Origin of the sequence: Metabacillus mesotrionivorans, assembly GCF_052171315.1 — a bacterium.
GTDB lineage: Bacteria > Bacillota > Bacilli > Bacillales > Bacillaceae > Bacillus_P.
On the sequence record NZ_JBQMFF010000004.1, the window covers coordinates 56,183 to 71,862 of the forward strand.

The window sequence follows — 15,680 nt, forward strand, 5'->3', positions numbered from 1 at the left end:
AAAAAGCGAAAATGGTATCCTATAAATCAGCCGGCGCAAAATAGAGGGCACTAGAAAGTGAAAATGAAAGGCTGCACAAAAAAATACAGCTGCCCGCGCAGCTGCATTTATTCTCTGTCTTTCACAAGCCTTTTCTCAAGCAGCTCCACCGCCTGATACATGATTGTGGCAAAGCACGCGATGATGATGAGAGAGAGGAGAACCAGGGTAAAGTTAAAGACTTGAAAGCCGTAAATGATCATGTAGCCGAGTCCCTTTGCAGATACGAGAAATTCGCCGACGATGACGCCTACCCAGGATAAGCCGACGTTGACTTTTAACGTCGAAATAATGGTTGGGAAGGAAGCGGGAAGAACAGCTTCTTTGAACATCTGCCATTTTTTTGCGCCGAATGTCTGGAGGACCTTCAGGTAGTTGGCATCAATTTCCCTGAATGCCGTGTAGACAACGATGGTCGTGATGATAATGGAGATTATGGCCCCCATTGCAATGATGGAAAAATAGCCGGGACCGAGTGCTACGATCAGGATGGGGCCAAGTGCAACTTTAGGCATGGCGTTCAAGATGACAAGGTAGGGATCAAGGATATTCGACAACCGTTTTGACCACCAGAGAATGGCGGCAAGAATGGTGCCCGCAAGTGTGCCGAGGATAAAGCCGAGCACGGTTTCAAACAAAGTGACGCTCAAGTTCGCAGCGAGAGAGCCATCTGCAGTTTTTTCCAAAAACAAGCTCCAGATCTTCGACGGGTAGCTGAAGAGAAGAGGGTCAATCCATTCACTCTTTCCCGCAAGCTCCCATAATGAAAAGAAAGAGACGAATATTAGAAGCTGGTAGAACCTTATCCAGTTCTTCTCTTTTTTTAGCCCTTTTAAATACGAGAGATGCAACTGCTGCAGTTCATCCTTTTTCATCGAGAAGGTCCAGCTCCTTCCATATGTGCTGAAAGAGATCATTGAAGGAAGGGTGCTGTCTTGCCTGAAATGGTTCCAGCTTCTTCAGTTCTTCCGGTATGTCAAATATTTTGGCCACTCTCCCGGGCTTTGACGAGAGAAGAAAGATGCGGTCGCTCATGGCAATGGCTTCCCCGATATCATGGGTAACAAGCAGGGCAGTCTTTCCGTAATCTTTCAGTGTGTTCCATACAAGATCTTCAAGCTTAAGTTTTGTCTGATAATCAAGAGCCGAAAATGGTTCGTCAAGCATCAGAAGCTTAGGATCGGTTGTAAGCGTTCTGACAAGTGCCGCCCTCTGTCTCATCCCGCCTGAAAGCTGACGCGGGTAGCTTTTCTCCACATTTTCGAGTCCCATTTCAGCAAGGAGGGCAAGCCCTCTTTTCCTTGCCTCCGGTGTGAGCTTTCCTCCAATTTTTAATCCGAGAAGAATATTCTCTTCAATGGTCTTCCAGGGAAATAGATAATCCTGCTGAAGCATATAGCCGATGGATGAAGAGAACCGGTTAACAGGTTTTCCTTCCATCAGCACCTTTCCTTTTGTCGGAGAAATCAGTCCCGCTATGATGGACAGCAGCGTGGTTTTGCCGCAGCCGCTCGGGCCAAGGAAAGAAATGAATTCTCCTTCTTCAATTTCAAGGTCAATGTTCTCTAATGCAAGAGTTGCGGATTCTTTAGTGAAGTAGATGTGATGGATATGCTGGACCGTTAAGAAAGACATGCTGAAACCTCCTTACTTTGCGGCATCTTCAGCAAACTTCGTATTAACAAGCTCGGCGTGATCAATCCGCGCAGGGAGTTCGCCGGCTTCTTCCATGATGTCCTGAAGATTCGTCCACTCTGCTTCATCAAGGATCGGGTCTGCGGCAAATGATCCTTGAGCTTTATAACGTTCAACCACGGTCGTGATCAGGTCGAGATCTGTATCTTTAAATTGAGGGGCAATGGACTTTGCGATTGTTTCCGCCTTATTTTCTTCCACCCATTGCTGCGCTTTATAAATCGCTTTTGTGAATTTTTCAGCCGCTTCTTTATCGTCTTTCAGGAAGCTTTGTTTTGCCATAAAGGTCGTATATGGGACTTTGCCGGATTCCTCGCCGAAGGATGCCACAATATGTCCGGTACCTTCTTTTTCAAAAATACTGGCTGTCGGTTCAAAGAGCTGGACGAAATCGCCTGTGCCTGATGCAAATGCGCTCGGAATATTAGCAAAATCGATATTCTGAATCAGTTCCAGATCCGCCTTCGGGTCAATTCCCTGCTGTTTCAGGACAAATTCGCCAACCATCTGCGGCATGCCGCCTTTGCGCTGGCCCAGGAATGTTGTGCCTTTCAGCTGATCCCAGCTGAAATTGTCTATTTTCTCGCGTGAAACAAGGAAGGTTCCGTCTGTCTGTGTGAGCTGTGCGAAGTTGATCACAGGATCCTTAGAGCCCTGGGCTGAAACATAAATGGATGTTTCAGAGCCGACAAGTGCGATATCAGCTCCATCTGAGAGCAGGGCCGTCATCGTCTTGTCACCGCCCCAAGTAGTCGTCAGTTCTACATCAAGACCTTCTTCTTCAAAAAAACCTTCAGACATCGCTGCATAAAGAGGAGCATAGAAAATGGAATGGGTGACTTCAGCGAGTCTGATTTTTTCCGGCTTGCTTTGATTGCACGCGCTCATTGTAAAGACGAGCAGAGCAAGCAGACAAAAGCCAATCAGCTTTTTTTTCATACATAATCCTCCTTGGTGACAGACACCATTAAAAATAGGTAAAATAAGTTTTCAGTAATGTAACGCCTGAAATAGTGTATGAATGCAGCGGAAATGTGTGAATGCCTATTATCGTTTTGTGAGGTGAAGGGAAGATGGAAAACGGATCGATTATTGAACGCCAAGTAATGCCGTCTCCCAATCCTGCTGTCAGACTGGAAATCGTCACCTATCTGTCTGAAGGCCTAAAGGTGAAGGGACTGCTCGCAGAACCTGTGCAGGAGGGAGTATTTGACGGTTTTCTGTATTTGCGCGGCGGCATTAAGAATGTCGGCAAAGTCAGACCCGGACGGATCGTGCAGTTTGCCTCTGAAGGGTTTGTCGTCATGGCCCCTTTCTACCGGGGGAATCAGGGAGGAGAAGGGAATGAGGATTTTGCAGGAGAAGACAGATATGATGCCCTGCATGCTTTAACGCTTTTAAAAAATCATTCGAAGGTGATACACGATCGGATTCACGTTTTCGGCTTTTCCAGAGGAGGCGTCATGGCGCTGTTTGCAGGACTGCTTGACCGGGATGTGAAATCGGTTGTGACATGGGGCGGTGTTTCGGATATGACGCTGACTTACGAAGAAAGAGAAGACATGAGGAGAATGATGAAGCGGGTGATAGGAGGGACTCCGTCCAAATATCCGGAACGGTATCACTGGAGAACCCCTCTTTATGACCTTGAAGACTGGCATGCGCCAATCTTGATCATCCACGGGATGCATGATCAGAATGTTTCCGTTCAGCATGCTCATTTATTGGAGAACAGGCTTTTGGAACTCGGAATAAAAGCAGAAACAATGTACTTTGAGGAATATACGCATTATTTTCCCCCGGCTGTAAACAGAAAAGTTGTGAGGGACCTTACAGCATGGATGAAAAAGCAGTAAAACCGGGAATGGATATGATAAAATAAGGCTATCTATGAAGAGGAGTGATGAGGATGGGTATGCCTTTAGAGCTGAACACAATGATCGTGACCAAAGGAAGAGAGAGCAGGCTGGAAGAGAATCTTTTTTCGCTTGAAAAAGAGGGCTATCGCATTTATCCGCTAGAAATACCTGTTGAAGTCAGAAAAACAAAAGACGGCGATGTCAGCGGACAGGCTCTGATTAAAAAACTTGAACTTGCTGATTCAAAAACCATTCTGACGTATCAGCTGATTGCGCTGAAGTCGACGAATTAAAGCGTCTGAAATGCCGTCTGCATACAAAAAAGCTGCTGAGCACATCAGCAGCTTTTATCATTTAGCTGAAAAAGGGTTTTCGCCAATTGAGCAAACTCTTCTTGCTGTATCGCTGTCTTTTCAGCCCGTCCGTTGATCGTACGGGTGAGTGAGGTGTCGGTCAGTGTAACGGTGCCGATGTCTGTTATTTTTACGGCCAAAGGCTTTTTGTTAAAAGGGGAGAATTCAGAATGAGAGATAACATCCTGTATTTCATCTAATTCTGACTCCTTCATTTCTCTTGAGTCAAATACATATCCTTTTTTCCAATCTGTATCCCTGCCTGAAAGCTTCATCTCAAGCAGATATTCTCCTGAAAACCCCGAAACCTCAGCCGCGCGGAACTCCCCATTGCGGGAGCTGATGACCTCTCCGTTCAGAGGAACAGGCTTCAACGGAAGATTACCTCCAAACCCGGTATCAATCAGATAGTGCCTGCTGTCGTGGTCAAGAAGGATGGCGGTATGTGTTCTTCCTGTCCGGCTGAAGCAGTTGTTATGGTGGTCATAGACCATTCCCCTGACCAACTTTACGTTCAAATGGTTTTCCAGCAGAAAATGATAGAGGAGGGGGTTCAGCTCATAGCAGAGCCCGCCTTCATTCAAAGCCAGCATTTTTTCCGTCAGGTTTTCTTTAGTGACGGGCCTTGTCTGTCCGGTGAGCACACGAAAATTTTCAAAAGGAAAAGCTGAGGCCGTCCGCTCAAGCAGGTCATCAAGCTGTTCAAATGAAATGGTGCTGCCGGCGGATAAACCCAGTCTGTTTCTGAACGCCTGATTAAGCTCCATGGAATCCCTCCTTTATATGGTTTTCATCCAATCAAGAAAGTCATGCAGTTTGTCCACTGAAGTCAGATTCTCATTGCATGTTTTTGCATCTTTGCAAATATAGTTTCCCTTTTTAACGTACGTTCCCTGCTCTGATCCTTTCAGCTCTACAGTAAAAAGTCCTGTTTCGGAAAATTTGCTGCAGATTGCACAGATGCCTTTCTGGTAACTGCTGCTGAAGGTGCCGCTGAGTCCGGTCCATTTTTCTCCGGCTTCCGCTATCATAAAGTATTTTCCCGTTCCTTTGTCGTGCCAGCCGATATAGGATACTTCGTTTAGTTCCAGCTCTTGTGCAAAAGAGGGAAGCTTTAATTTTTTTGCTTTCGGGAAAAGTTTTTTGACAGACTGCTCCGTTAACGGCCTGAACGGAATGGTGTATGGACGCAGTCTTGCCAGATATGCATCAATGTCCAGCGTGTCTTGAACATCTGAAACAGGAGAAATAAGGTCTCTCTGCTCAGGAGAAAGTTCTTTGAAAACAGCTATAGACCTTTCTGCCGCAAGTGATTTTAGTGCGTCTAAGACATGGCGGTCATTAGCCGAGCTGTGCCCGTTCACAAGAATCTGTGCCTGTGCCTTTATGTGGTTGTACTGGTCGCTTCTGATAAAAGGTTCCATTTTTTGATTCACTCCGCTTCTTAGCAGCCGGCTGAACCGGCTTTCTTTTATTATATGCACGATTCGTCCGTTTTTAAATGGATGGAACAAATAGAAGGAAACTCGGCATAAAAAGAGGGATGATCTTATTGATCATCCGCTGCCGCTTTTCGTTTATAGACAATTTTTTTTATAGTCTCAGTGGAAAGGAAATATTCCTGTGCAAGCTCCTGGATAGTGCTGCCGCTGCGGAAGGATGTACGGATGCTGTCATTTCTTTCATCTATCCATTTTCTGCTGCCGGAACAGCTTCCCCATTTTTGGCGGCTCGATTCAGGCCTTGGTATATAGATAGACTCTCCCTGAATATACTGCTGAATTTCAGTAATCAGCCTGTCAGGAAGAACCTCATTTGCGTTAACATATTTCATTTCTGCCAGCTCCTTATTTTTAATTGAGAAATAAGGGCAAAGCCTGGCATTAATGGCGATGCGGAATGTTAGGCATGAATTGCCTTACTCGTGATTTGCCCCATGCAAAGGATCGCCTTATTAATACTGGGCTTTGCATGAGTTGCTGCAGTATCCGGCAAATGGAATAAGTCTGCCAAAGTGATCACCTCCTTAACTGCCTTTTTTATACAATACTATCATACGGCGGGAAAAAAGAAAAAACGTTTGGCTGCACCTGCGGCCAAACGTTTTTCTTTTATACAGCTATTTTCGATTCGTTCATTTTTTGTTCTTTCTTTGTGCTGAACTTGTTTACAAGCATCGTAAGTGCGCCGTCACCAGTTACATTTGTTGCTGTTCCAAGGCTGTCCTGAGCAAGGTACAGCGCAATCATGAGTGATACCATTGTCGGATCAAAGCCGAGCATCGTTTTCAGCAGGCCGATCGCTGCCATGACCGCTCCGCCAGGTACACCCGGTGCTGCAACCATTGTGATGCCGAGCATTAGGATAAACGGAATCATCATTTCAACAGTCGGGTCTGTGCCGTTCATCATCATAACGCCCATCGCACAGCAGACAAGTGTAATGGTGCTTCCTGAAAGGTGAACTGTTGCAAGCAGCGGCACGCTGAAATCGGCTACTTTAGCCTGAACGCCTGTTTTCTTCACTTGACCAAGCGTGACTGGAATAGTCGCTGCCGATGACTGTGTTCCAAGCGCTGTGAAATAAGCCGGCGACATGATTTTTAAAAGTTTGAAAGGATTGTTTTTCGTCAGCAATCCGCTCGTGCTGTATTGCAGCAGAAGCATTGTGAGATGCAGGGCAATAATCAGGATAAAGACTTTTGCAAAAACAGACAGAATGGACTGAACCTGTCCTCCGAATGTCATGTTGGCAAAGATTCCGAATATGTGAAACGGCAGAAGCGGAATAATGACAGCTTTAATTAACTTTTCAACGATTTTCTGGAAATCATCAAACGCATGCTGCAGTGTGTTTCCTTTAATCGATGCAAGGCCGATTCCGATGATAAACGCGAAAAGAAGGGCGCTCATTACTTCCATCACAGGCGGCATGCCGATTTCAAAAAATGGTTTCTGAAGGAACTCTTCAGGGTTGTCTGTTTGGACGAGTTTATTTTCTGAGATAAAGGACGGCAGGATAAAGGATGCTGCCGCAAAAGCGAGTAAACCTGCAATAATGGTGGAGAGGTAGGCAAAGCCTGTTGTCATACCAAGCAGCTTTCCTGCGCCTTTTCCGAGCTGTCCGATACCTGGAGCGATAAAGCCAATAATAATAAATGGAATGGCAAAATTAATAAAGTTGCCGAAAATCCCGTTAAAAGTAGCAAAGCCTTTTACCAGCCATTCGGGAGAAATGCTTCCGATCATGACACCTAATGCGATGGCCAGTACAATTTTCGGCAATAATCCGAGCTTGATTTTCATTTGATGTGTCCTCCTGAAAGATACATTTGTACATGAGTTATAGAAACTACTTTAGCACAGGCGGACTGAAATTTGTATAAAAAACAAGAATTTTATTTTATTAATATATGGAAATGAAGGAGAAGAAACACAAAAAAATCTGTGCCGCAGTAGAGGGCACAGATTTTTTATAGTTAACCAGGAAATTATAAAGAATAAAAGGCTGTGGATAACATAACAAAGTTATCATCGGCAAGCGGAAGCGCCTAGATCCTCTGTCAGAACAAATCCGTCAAAAAAGTCAAAACCGGACTTTTTTGACGGATTCTTATCTGCCTATCGGATCTGACCAAGGCGCTTGCGCTTTTGTTCTTAGACTGTAGGACCGCCAAGCGCTTCAATCTCAGCTGAAACGTTCTTGAACTTTTTGAAGTTTTGTTTGAATTGTTCCGCAAGCTCCTGCGCCTTTGCGTTGTAGGCTTCCGTGCTGTCCCATGTCTTCACCGGCTGGAGCACTTCATCAGGCACTCCCGGTACATGAATTGGAATTTGCAGGCCGAAGTTTGCATCGGTTACTGTCTCAACGCTGTCAAGCTCTCCTTCAAGTGCAGACTGAACCATTGCACGCGTATACTTAAGCTTCATACGCTGACCTGTACCGTACTCTCCGCCGGTCCATCCCGTGTTTACAAGGAACACATTGGCACCGTGCTCATCGATTTTGCGTCCGAGCATTTCGGCATAGACTGTAGCCGGAAGCGGAAGGAATGGTGAGCCGAAGCATGTTGAGAACGTAGCCTGCGGTGATGTAATGCCGCGCTCTGTTCCGGCAAGCTTGCTTGTATAGCCGCTAAGGAAATGGTACATTGCCTGTTCTTTCGTCAGTTTGCTGATTGGAGGCAGAACTCCGAATGCATCAGCTGTCAAAAAGACAATTGTATGAGGATGTCCGGCAATGCTCGGCATCACAATATTGTCCATTGCTTCAAGCGGATAAGCTGCTCTTGTATTTTCAGTGAAGAATGTATCATCATAATCTGCCGCTCTTGTATCGTCATCTAGGACCACATTTTCCAAAACAGATCCAAATCGGATCGCATCAAAGATTTGCGGTTCTTTTTCTCTTGTGAGGTTGATGCACTTGGCATAACAGCCTCCCTCGATATTAAAAACACCCGCATTTGACCAGCCGTGCTCGTCATCGCCGATCAATTTGCGTTTCGGGTCTGCAGAAAGCGTTGTCTTTCCTGTTCCTGAAAGTCCGAAGAACAGGGCGACATCTCCTTCCTGACCGACGTTAGCCGAGCAGTGCATCGGCAGAATGCCGCTCTCAGGCAGAAGGTAGTTCATAACAGAAAAAATGGATTTCTTCATTTCGCCGGCATATTCCGTACCGCCGATTAAAATCGTTCTCTTTTCAAAAGAGACAATAATGAATGTTTCGGAATTTGTTCCATCAACAGCAGGGTCTGCTTTGAAATTCGGTGCAGAAACGATTGTAAATGGATTTGTATGCTGAACCAGCTCATCTGGACTTCCAGGCTGGATAAAAAGCTGCTGGGCAAATAAATTGTGCCATGCAAACTCGTTTACAACCTGAATCGGAAGCCGGTATTTCGTATCGGCGCCGGCGAATCCTTTGAAAACAAAGAGCTCATTGCGGTCTTTTAAGTATGAAAGGACTTTTAAGTAAAGCTTTTCAAATGCTGCTTCTGAGAAAGGCTGATTCACAGAACCCCATTCAATTTTGTCTTCTGTGGATTTTTCGTTTACAATGAATTTATCCTTAGGTGAGCGGCCTGTATATGTGCCTGTAGTTGCACGTACGGCTCCCGTTGATGTCAAAACGCCTTCTTTTCGCTCCAGAACCTTTTCAACAAGAACTGGAACCGATAAGTTATGAAATGCATTTTCCCCATTAAGTAACACTTCAAGCTCGTTTGTGATTTCGATTGAATTCATCCCATACCCATCCTTTACCTATATTTCGGATTTTTATCTATAGTTTCATCCTGCTCTTGTTAATTAGTATAACACATTAAAATAAATAGTCTATACTATTTAACTTATTCTACGTGAAAATTCACGAAATGGAACAAATACTGTTTTGTTTTCCCTGAAAATGAGACATATATAATAGAAGTGTTTCGTCCGTATCTTTTTGTGGAAAAGAAGAAATAAGAGTAAAAAAAAGGAACATAAAAACCTTGTCATTTTTTGTTGACACCTGCACGAAAAGTACGCTATCATATGTCCTTGAACGGATTCTCTTATCCCGAGCTGGTGGAGGGACAGGCCCTGTGAAACCCAGCAACCTGCTTTTCCGGAAAAATTCATTTCAGATCAGAATGCCCTGGTGAATTTGAAAAGCAAAGGTGCTAACCTGATGCAAGGCGAAAGCCCTTGATCGATAAGAGCGAAAGGCTGCGAATTCAGTAAATAACCTTTCCTCGCGGGAAAGGATTTTTTATTTTATATGATATTTTGCCTGAATGTACTCGTGGATTCTCCTAAAACATGCCAACTGAAATATTTTGCCTAATGGTCAAAATATGAAAGGGAATGAGTTCCGTATCATCTACCTTTTGAGGAGGAAAACTTTAATGACTAAACAACGTCGTCTGTTTACTTCAGAGTCAGTAACTGAAGGTCATCCTGATAAAATCTGCGACCAGATCTCTGATTCGATTCTCGATGCAATTCTTGAAAAAGATGCAAATGCCCGTGTAGCGTGCGAAACATCTGTAACAACAGGTCTTGTGCTTGTTGCCGGTGAAATCACAACTTCTACTTATGTAGACATTCCTAAAATTGTCCGTGAGACAGTTAAGGAAATTGGCTACACTCGTGCAAAATACGGTTTCGATGCTGAAACTTGTGCAGTACTTACTTCCATCGACGAGCAGTCAGCTGACATCGCCATGGGTGTTGACCAGGCGCTTGAAGCCCGCGAAGGAAAAATGACTGACGAGCAAATCGATGCAATTGGTGCAGGTGACCAGGGTCTTATGTTCGGATATGCGAACAATGAAACAAAAGAGCTTATGCCTCTTCCGATTTCACTGGCTCACAAGCTTTCCCGACGCCTGACTGAAGTGCGTAAAGAAGATATCCTTCCTTACCTTCGTCCGGATGGAAAAACTCAGGTAACGGTTGAATACGATGAAAATGACAAGCCTGTGCGCATTGACACAATTGTTATTTCAACTCAGCATCATCCTGAGATCTCACTTGAGCAAATTCAGCGCAATGTAAAAGAGCATGTCATCAACCCGGTTGTTCCAAAGGAATTAATCGACGCAGATACAAAATATTTCATCAACCCGACTGGACGCTTTGTTATCGGCGGACCTCAAGGCGATGCTGGTCTGACTGGCCGCAAGATCATTGTTGACACTTACGGAGGCTATGCTCGTCACGGCGGCGGCGCATTCTCCGGTAAAGATCCTACAAAAGTTGACCGCTCAGCAGCATATGCAGCGCGCTACGTTGCTAAAAACATTGTAGCTGCAGGTCTTGCTGACAAGTGTGAAGTTCAGCTTGCATACGCAATCGGCGTTGCACAGCCGGTTTCTATTGCAATTGACACATTTGAAACAGGTAAAGTAAAAGAAGATGTGCTGGTAGACGTTGTCCGCGAAAACTTCGACCTTCGTCCTGCAGGCATCATCAATATGCTGAACCTTCGCCGTCCAATTTACAAACAAACGGCTGCTTATGGTCACTTCGGCCGTAACGATCTTGATCTTCCATGGGAAAGAACGGACAAAGCAGAGGCTCTTAAAGAGCAAGCGTTAAACCGATAAGATATCAAAAGATGAAACTTGCCTTTAGGCGGGTTTCATCTTTTTTTTGAGCTCATTTTTAGAAACATGAGGCCAAAATTCTTTTTTTTTGTAAAAATATGCAACTTTCCGGCAGGTTCTGTCGTTTCACAGGCAGACAAGAAGCTGGAGGGAAAAAAATGTGCGGTTTTGCAGGTGTTATTGATTACAGTCAAACAAAGAAAACGGAGTACAGGGAGCTTATAAAGAATGCGGGCAGGATGATACAGCACAGGGGTCCGGATGACAGCGGGATGTTTGAGGATGAGCACGTAATTCTTGCATTCAGAAGACTCAGCATCATTGACGTCGAGGGCGGCCATCAGCCCATGCCCTTTCAAAACGGCCGCTATCACATTGTGTTTAATGGAGAGATTTATAATTATGTGGAGCTTAGAAAACACTTGCTTTCAAAAGGAGCTTCCTTAAAAACGGAAACAGATACAGAAGTGATTGTTGCGCTGTATCACTTTTACGGAGCGGAAGTCGTCGATTATTTAAGGGGGATGTTTTCCTTTTTAATTTGGGACAGATTAGACAGGCGCCTTTTTGGAGCAAGAGACCATTTTGGAATTAAACCGCTCTACTATATTGAAGACGGACATACGGTCATTTTTGCTTCAGAGATGAAAAGTATAAAAGAATATTGTACAGACCCTGTAATTGACGTCCAATCACTGCAGCATTATCTTTCATTTCAGTATGTTCCAGATCCCCGCACCATACAGGAGCATATTCAAAAGGTGCCGCCCGGATCTGTCTTTTCAAAGACTATTGGACAGCCCCTTCAGATTGAACGCTACTGGAAGCCGATGCTTGAACCAAAACGGCAGGCTGATGAGAAAAAAATGATCAGGAACATTCAGGAGGCGCTCATCGACTCTGTGAACCTTCATATGAGAAGTGATGTTCCGGTTGGTTCTTTTTTGTCGGGAGGGGTGGATTCCAGTATTATTGCTTCCATCGCACGCAAGTATCATCCCGGGCTGAAAACATTTTCTGTCGGCTTCAGGCAGTCCGGCTACAGTGAAATCGACGTGGCAAAAGAAACGGCAGCTGCCATTGGCGTAGAGAACGTTTCCTATTATGTGGACCATGAGGAATTTATGAGAGAGCTTCCGAAAATCATCTGGCATATGGATGATCCGGTTGCAGATCCTGCTTCTATTCCGCTCTATTTTGTTGCAAGAGAAGCCAGAAAGCAGGTAACCGTTGTTCTCTCGGGTGAGGGGGCAGATGAACTCTTTGCCGGATATAACATTTACAAAGAACCTGGAGATTTATCTGTGTTTACCTATATGCCAGATTCCTTCAAGAAAGCGCTCAAACAGCTGTCAGCCATCTTCCCTGAAGGAATGAAGGGAAAGAGTTTTATCGAAAGAGGCACAACTCTCCTGGAGGAAAGGTACATAGGGAATGCAAACATTTTTTCAGCATCAGAGAAAAAGATGATGCTGAAAAATATGGAACAGTATGAAAAGCCAACCGGAATTACGAAATGCCTGTTCGATGAAGTGCGCCAGCTTGACAGTGTATCAAGAATGCAGTACATCGATCTTATGACATGGCTGAAAGGGGATATCCTTGTAAAGGCCGATAAAATGACGATGGCACATTCTCTTGAATTGAGGGTTCCCTTCCTGGATAAGGAAGTCTTCCGGGCGGCTGCGCAGATTCCGCATGAATGGAAAGTGAAGAATAGTGAAACCAAGTATCTGCTTCGGAAGGCTGTCAGTGATTTGGTTCCACCCCATGTCCTGCACAGACGGAAACTTGGTTTTCCAGTCCCAATCAGAGATTGGCTTAAAGATGAAATGTATGAGTGGGCAAGGCTGCTCCTCATGGAGAGCGGGACGGATTACCTGCTGGATAAGACTCTTGCTCTTGGGATGCTTGAAAAGCACAGAAGGGGCGAAGGGGATTACAGCAGGAAAATTTGGACAGTATTGACGTTTATTTTGTGGCATCAGATTTTCATCGAAAATGTTTACACGTTCAGGCCGCTTGAGCTTGTCCATTCCTGATTGGTGCATAAGCGGAATATAGAAAGAATCGTGCAGAGTATGGAAAATAGCAGCAGAAGAAAGGGAGAGCGCATGATGGCGGTCTCCCTTTTATTAAGCGTACTGGATGTAGGACTGCTGATGAAGCACGTCATTGTACTCATGAAGAAGCCCTTCAAAAATAGAATCCCACGTCTGTGTCAATGCATATGCACGGGAGCTCATGCCCATCTGATAACGGAGAGCATCATTATTAAGAAGTGTTTCAATGGCACCGGTAAAACTTGAAACGGAGCCGGTTTCGCAAAGATAGCCTGTTTTTCCATGCTGGATGATGTTCTTCACTCCGCCTGAGTTTGCTCCAATTACCGGTGTTCCTGAAGCATGTGCTTCCAGTACAACGTTTCCGAATGTTTCGGTTGGTGAAGGGAACACAAATAGATCTGATCCTGAGTAAATCTTTGCGAGCTTTTCGCCGCTTGCATAGCCTGCAAAGGTCATATTGTCAGGTGCCCCGTTCATCATTTCTTCTTTTGACGGCCCGTCTCCGACGACAAGAAAGTGAACCTTGTTTTTTAATTGAGGCGGGAGCTGATGGGAGATTTTCATAAAAGTCTCCACATCCTTTTCCGGGGCGAGCCTTCCTACATAAGTCAAAATGAACTTTTCTTTTATCTGATATTCCTGAATAATCTCCCTTCGAAGGTAGTTGGGATGAAAAAGCTGACAGTCTACGCCCCGCGACCAGATGCGGACATTGTCAAATCCCTGATGCAGCACCTGCTGTTTCGTTTCTTCCGAGGGCACAAAAACTTTCTGCAGGGGGCGGTGAAACCAGAGCATATATTTCCATAATAGCTTCGAGAAAATCTGCAGATCGTAAAATTCTAAATACTGGTCAAAATCTGTATGGTATGAACCGACTAGGGGAATATTTAATTTTTTGGCATAATGCAGTCCGCATAGACCAATGTTAAAAGGAGTGGCTACATGGATGATGTCGGGTTTGAATTTCATGAGTTCTGATTTTACTTGCAGCATGTTCGGCCATGCAAGTCTGCATTCGGGATACAGAAAAAAGGAGGAGCTTGCAAATCTGTGAATATGACTGGAAAAAAGTGATTCCTTCGTGCTCTCCGGTGCAAAAACTTTGTATTCGTGACCCTTTTCTTCTAAATAATCGGTAAGACGCTTTAACGTTCTCGCAACACCATTTACATCAGGTGCAAATGTGTCTGTGAATATCGCAATTTTCATCTTTACCCCTCCATGAGTCTGCTGCAGCAGCAATGTTCTCTTTCACGTTACAATGGAAGCTGGAAAAAGGATGCCCCTCCAAAGTATTTCTGAATGAAAAGATAGCAGGTTATACCGGCAGTCGTGCCAAGAAGGCATCCTGCAAGAACATCCGAGGGGTAGTGAAGTCCGAGATACATCCTCGAAATTCCTACACTGAACCCTAGAGGAAGCAGGATAATGGCAGCTTGAGGAAAGAGGAATAAAAAAGGTATGATGACGGAAAAGATGGCTGTTGTATGGCCGGATGGAAACGAATGATCCTCAAGCGGGTTCGCCGGCACCTTTGTCTCAAGCAGCGCCAGATAAGGGCGTTTTCTCGGGTAGCGTTTTTTGACATAGGCAACGGGCAGGTGGCTGAGCAATAATGCCGCTGCACTTGCTGCCGCTGCAAGGCGCAGCTGGCCAGATGTGATAAAAAGGAGAATTAGGCACAGCGAGATGGTAAAGGTTGCTCCGCCGGTATGGGTGATATTGCGGAAAAAGCAATTCATGAACTTCCGGTCAAAATGACGGTTTACACTGCGGAACAATCTGCATTCAAAATCGTACATGTTTGCGATAAATTTAGTCATCTATCCGATGCTCCTTTACAACACTGTTTACCTCCATTTTAATGGTGAAATATTTAGAGAATAATAATGGGATGTAAAGATTTTAAGTAAGAAATTTACATTCATTTTATCCATAAAAAAAACCGCGGAACAGCAGTCAAGAGCCATTTCGCGGTCATCAGCCCAGCCGAATAGACCCTTTTTTGCAGGTGTTAACTAATATGTAAAAACGGCATGGGTTATTCCCGGTTTTCCTGCACCGCTTTATAGAGCTGTCCTTTTTCAGCGTACTCCCGGCGGATGCGCTCCATATCCAGGCGGTCCTCGTCAGTTAATTCTCTGACAACTTTAGCGGGCCTGCCGAATGCAAGGGTATTTGGCGGAATCTTCTTTCCCTGCGGAACGAGGCTTCCTGCACCGATGAAGGCGCCTTCTCCAATTTCAGCTCCGTCAAGGATAATTGATCCCATCCCGATTAACGCATTTTTACGGATGATGGAACTGTGCAGAATCACACAATGGCCAACGGTTACGCCATCTTCCAATACAAGCGGCGCGTTCGGGCTTTGATGAAGACAGCTGAGATCCTGAACATTGACTCTGTCACCGATTCTGACAGGAGACACATCTCCTCTGATGACGGTTCCAAACCAGATGCTTGATTCCCGGCCGATTACTACATCTCCTGAGACGGTTGCTGTATCTGCAATAAAAGCAGAATCTGCTATATCCGGATATGTGTCTTTAAAGGGATAAATCATGCGGATCAAACT

General features: G+C 44.9%; 15 protein-coding genes and 1 riboswitch. Of the genes, 4 read left to right on the top strand and 11 right to left on the bottom strand.

Features of this window, described 5'->3' with window-relative positions; genetic code table 11:
• Positions 1-107: 107 nt before the first annotated feature.
• The 3 genes from ACTSEZ_RS12570 to ACTSEZ_RS12580 are packed head-to-tail and all read right to left on the bottom strand — an operon-like array spanning position 108 to position 2,673.
• Positions 108-914: an ABC transporter permease gene (locus ACTSEZ_RS12570; protein WP_369734540.1), complete on the bottom strand. Its 807-nt coding sequence runs from the start codon at positions 912-914 to the stop codon at positions 108-110.
• A complete protein-coding gene (locus ACTSEZ_RS12575; protein WP_369734541.1) occupies positions 901-1,674 on the bottom strand; it encodes an ABC transporter ATP-binding protein in 774 nt (257 codons plus the stop codon). The genes ACTSEZ_RS12570 and ACTSEZ_RS12575 overlap by 14 nt, the downstream gene beginning before the upstream one ends.
• 12 nt (positions 1,675-1,686) lie before the next feature.
• Positions 1,687-2,673 (bottom strand): ABC transporter substrate-binding protein, encoded by a 987-nt coding sequence (locus tag ACTSEZ_RS12580; RefSeq protein WP_369734542.1) that lies wholly within the window; start codon positions 2,671-2,673, stop codon positions 1,687-1,689.
• Positions 2,674-2,807: 134 nt separating this feature from the next.
• On the opposite strand from ACTSEZ_RS12580, the gene ACTSEZ_RS12585 reads away from it, so the two are divergent.
• Positions 2,808-3,590: an alpha/beta hydrolase family protein gene (locus ACTSEZ_RS12585; RefSeq protein WP_369734543.1), complete on the top strand. Its 783-nt coding sequence runs from the start codon at positions 2,808-2,810 to the stop codon at positions 3,588-3,590.
• A gap of 53 nt (positions 3,591-3,643) precedes the next feature.
• Positions 3,644-3,886: a DUF2584 domain-containing protein gene (locus ACTSEZ_RS12590; protein WP_029278853.1), complete on the top strand. Its 243-nt coding sequence runs from the start codon at positions 3,644-3,646 to the stop codon at positions 3,884-3,886.
• 44 nt (positions 3,887-3,930) lie between these two features.
• On the opposite strand, the gene ACTSEZ_RS12595 is transcribed toward ACTSEZ_RS12590, so the two are convergent.
• The 5 genes from ACTSEZ_RS12595 to pckA form a co-directional block, all read right to left on the bottom strand.
• Positions 3,931-4,713, bottom strand: coding sequence for an arylamine N-acetyltransferase family protein (locus ACTSEZ_RS12595; RefSeq protein ID WP_369734544.1), 783 nt, complete (start codon positions 4,711-4,713; stop codon positions 3,931-3,933).
• Positions 4,714-4,725: 12 nt separating this feature from the next.
• Entirely contained in the window at positions 4,726-5,370 is a 645-nt protein-coding gene (locus ACTSEZ_RS12600; RefSeq protein WP_369734545.1) for a FusB/FusC family EF-G-binding protein, read from the bottom strand.
• 125 nt (positions 5,371-5,495) lie between these two features.
• Positions 5,496-5,780, bottom strand: a complete 285-nt coding sequence (locus ACTSEZ_RS12605; protein ID WP_369734546.1) for a CD3324 family protein — start codon at positions 5,778-5,780, stop codon at positions 5,496-5,498.
• 277 nt (positions 5,781-6,057) lie between these two features.
• Positions 6,058-7,245: a dicarboxylate/amino acid:cation symporter gene (locus ACTSEZ_RS12610; protein ID WP_369734827.1), complete on the bottom strand. Its 1,188-nt coding sequence runs from the start codon at positions 7,243-7,245 to the stop codon at positions 6,058-6,060.
• A gap of 357 nt (positions 7,246-7,602) precedes the next feature.
• Positions 7,603-9,192, bottom strand: coding sequence for a phosphoenolpyruvate carboxykinase (ATP) (gene pckA, locus ACTSEZ_RS12615; protein WP_369734547.1), 1,590 nt, complete (start codon positions 9,190-9,192; stop codon positions 7,603-7,605).
• 305 nt (positions 9,193-9,497) lie between these two features.
• Positions 9,498-9,647, top strand: a riboswitch (SAM riboswitch).
• Between the two features lie 186 nt (positions 9,648-9,833).
• On the opposite strand from pckA, the gene metK reads away from it, so the two are divergent.
• Together metK and asnB are read left to right on the top strand one after the other, a co-directional pair.
• Positions 9,834-11,036, top strand: coding sequence for a methionine adenosyltransferase (metK, locus tag ACTSEZ_RS12620; protein WP_369734548.1), 1,203 nt, complete (start codon positions 9,834-9,836; stop codon positions 11,034-11,036).
• 158 nt (positions 11,037-11,194) lie between these two features.
• Positions 11,195-13,078: an asparagine synthase (glutamine-hydrolyzing) gene (gene asnB / locus ACTSEZ_RS12625; RefSeq protein ID WP_369734549.1), complete on the top strand. Its 1,884-nt coding sequence runs from the start codon at positions 11,195-11,197 to the stop codon at positions 13,076-13,078.
• 93 nt (positions 13,079-13,171) lie between these two features.
• Here asnB and ACTSEZ_RS12630 read toward each other — a convergent pair whose 3' ends face one another.
• The 3 genes from ACTSEZ_RS12630 to ACTSEZ_RS12640 form a co-directional block, all read right to left on the bottom strand.
• On the bottom strand, positions 13,172-14,314 hold the full coding sequence (locus ACTSEZ_RS12630; RefSeq protein WP_369734550.1) for a glycosyltransferase family 4 protein: 1,143 nt from the start codon (positions 14,312-14,314) through the stop codon (positions 13,172-13,174).
• Positions 14,315-14,361: 47 nt separating this feature from the next.
• Complete coding sequence (locus ACTSEZ_RS12635; protein WP_369734551.1) at positions 14,362-14,928, bottom strand: phosphatase PAP2 family protein; 567 nt, start codon at positions 14,926-14,928, stop codon at positions 14,362-14,364.
• Between the two features lie 218 nt (positions 14,929-15,146).
• The gene (locus tag ACTSEZ_RS12640) at positions 15,147-15,668 is read right to left on the bottom strand and encodes a gamma carbonic anhydrase (protein WP_369734552.1); all 522 of its coding nucleotides are present in this window, start codon (positions 15,666-15,668) and stop codon (positions 15,147-15,149) included.
• Positions 15,669-15,680 lie beyond the last annotated feature (12 nt).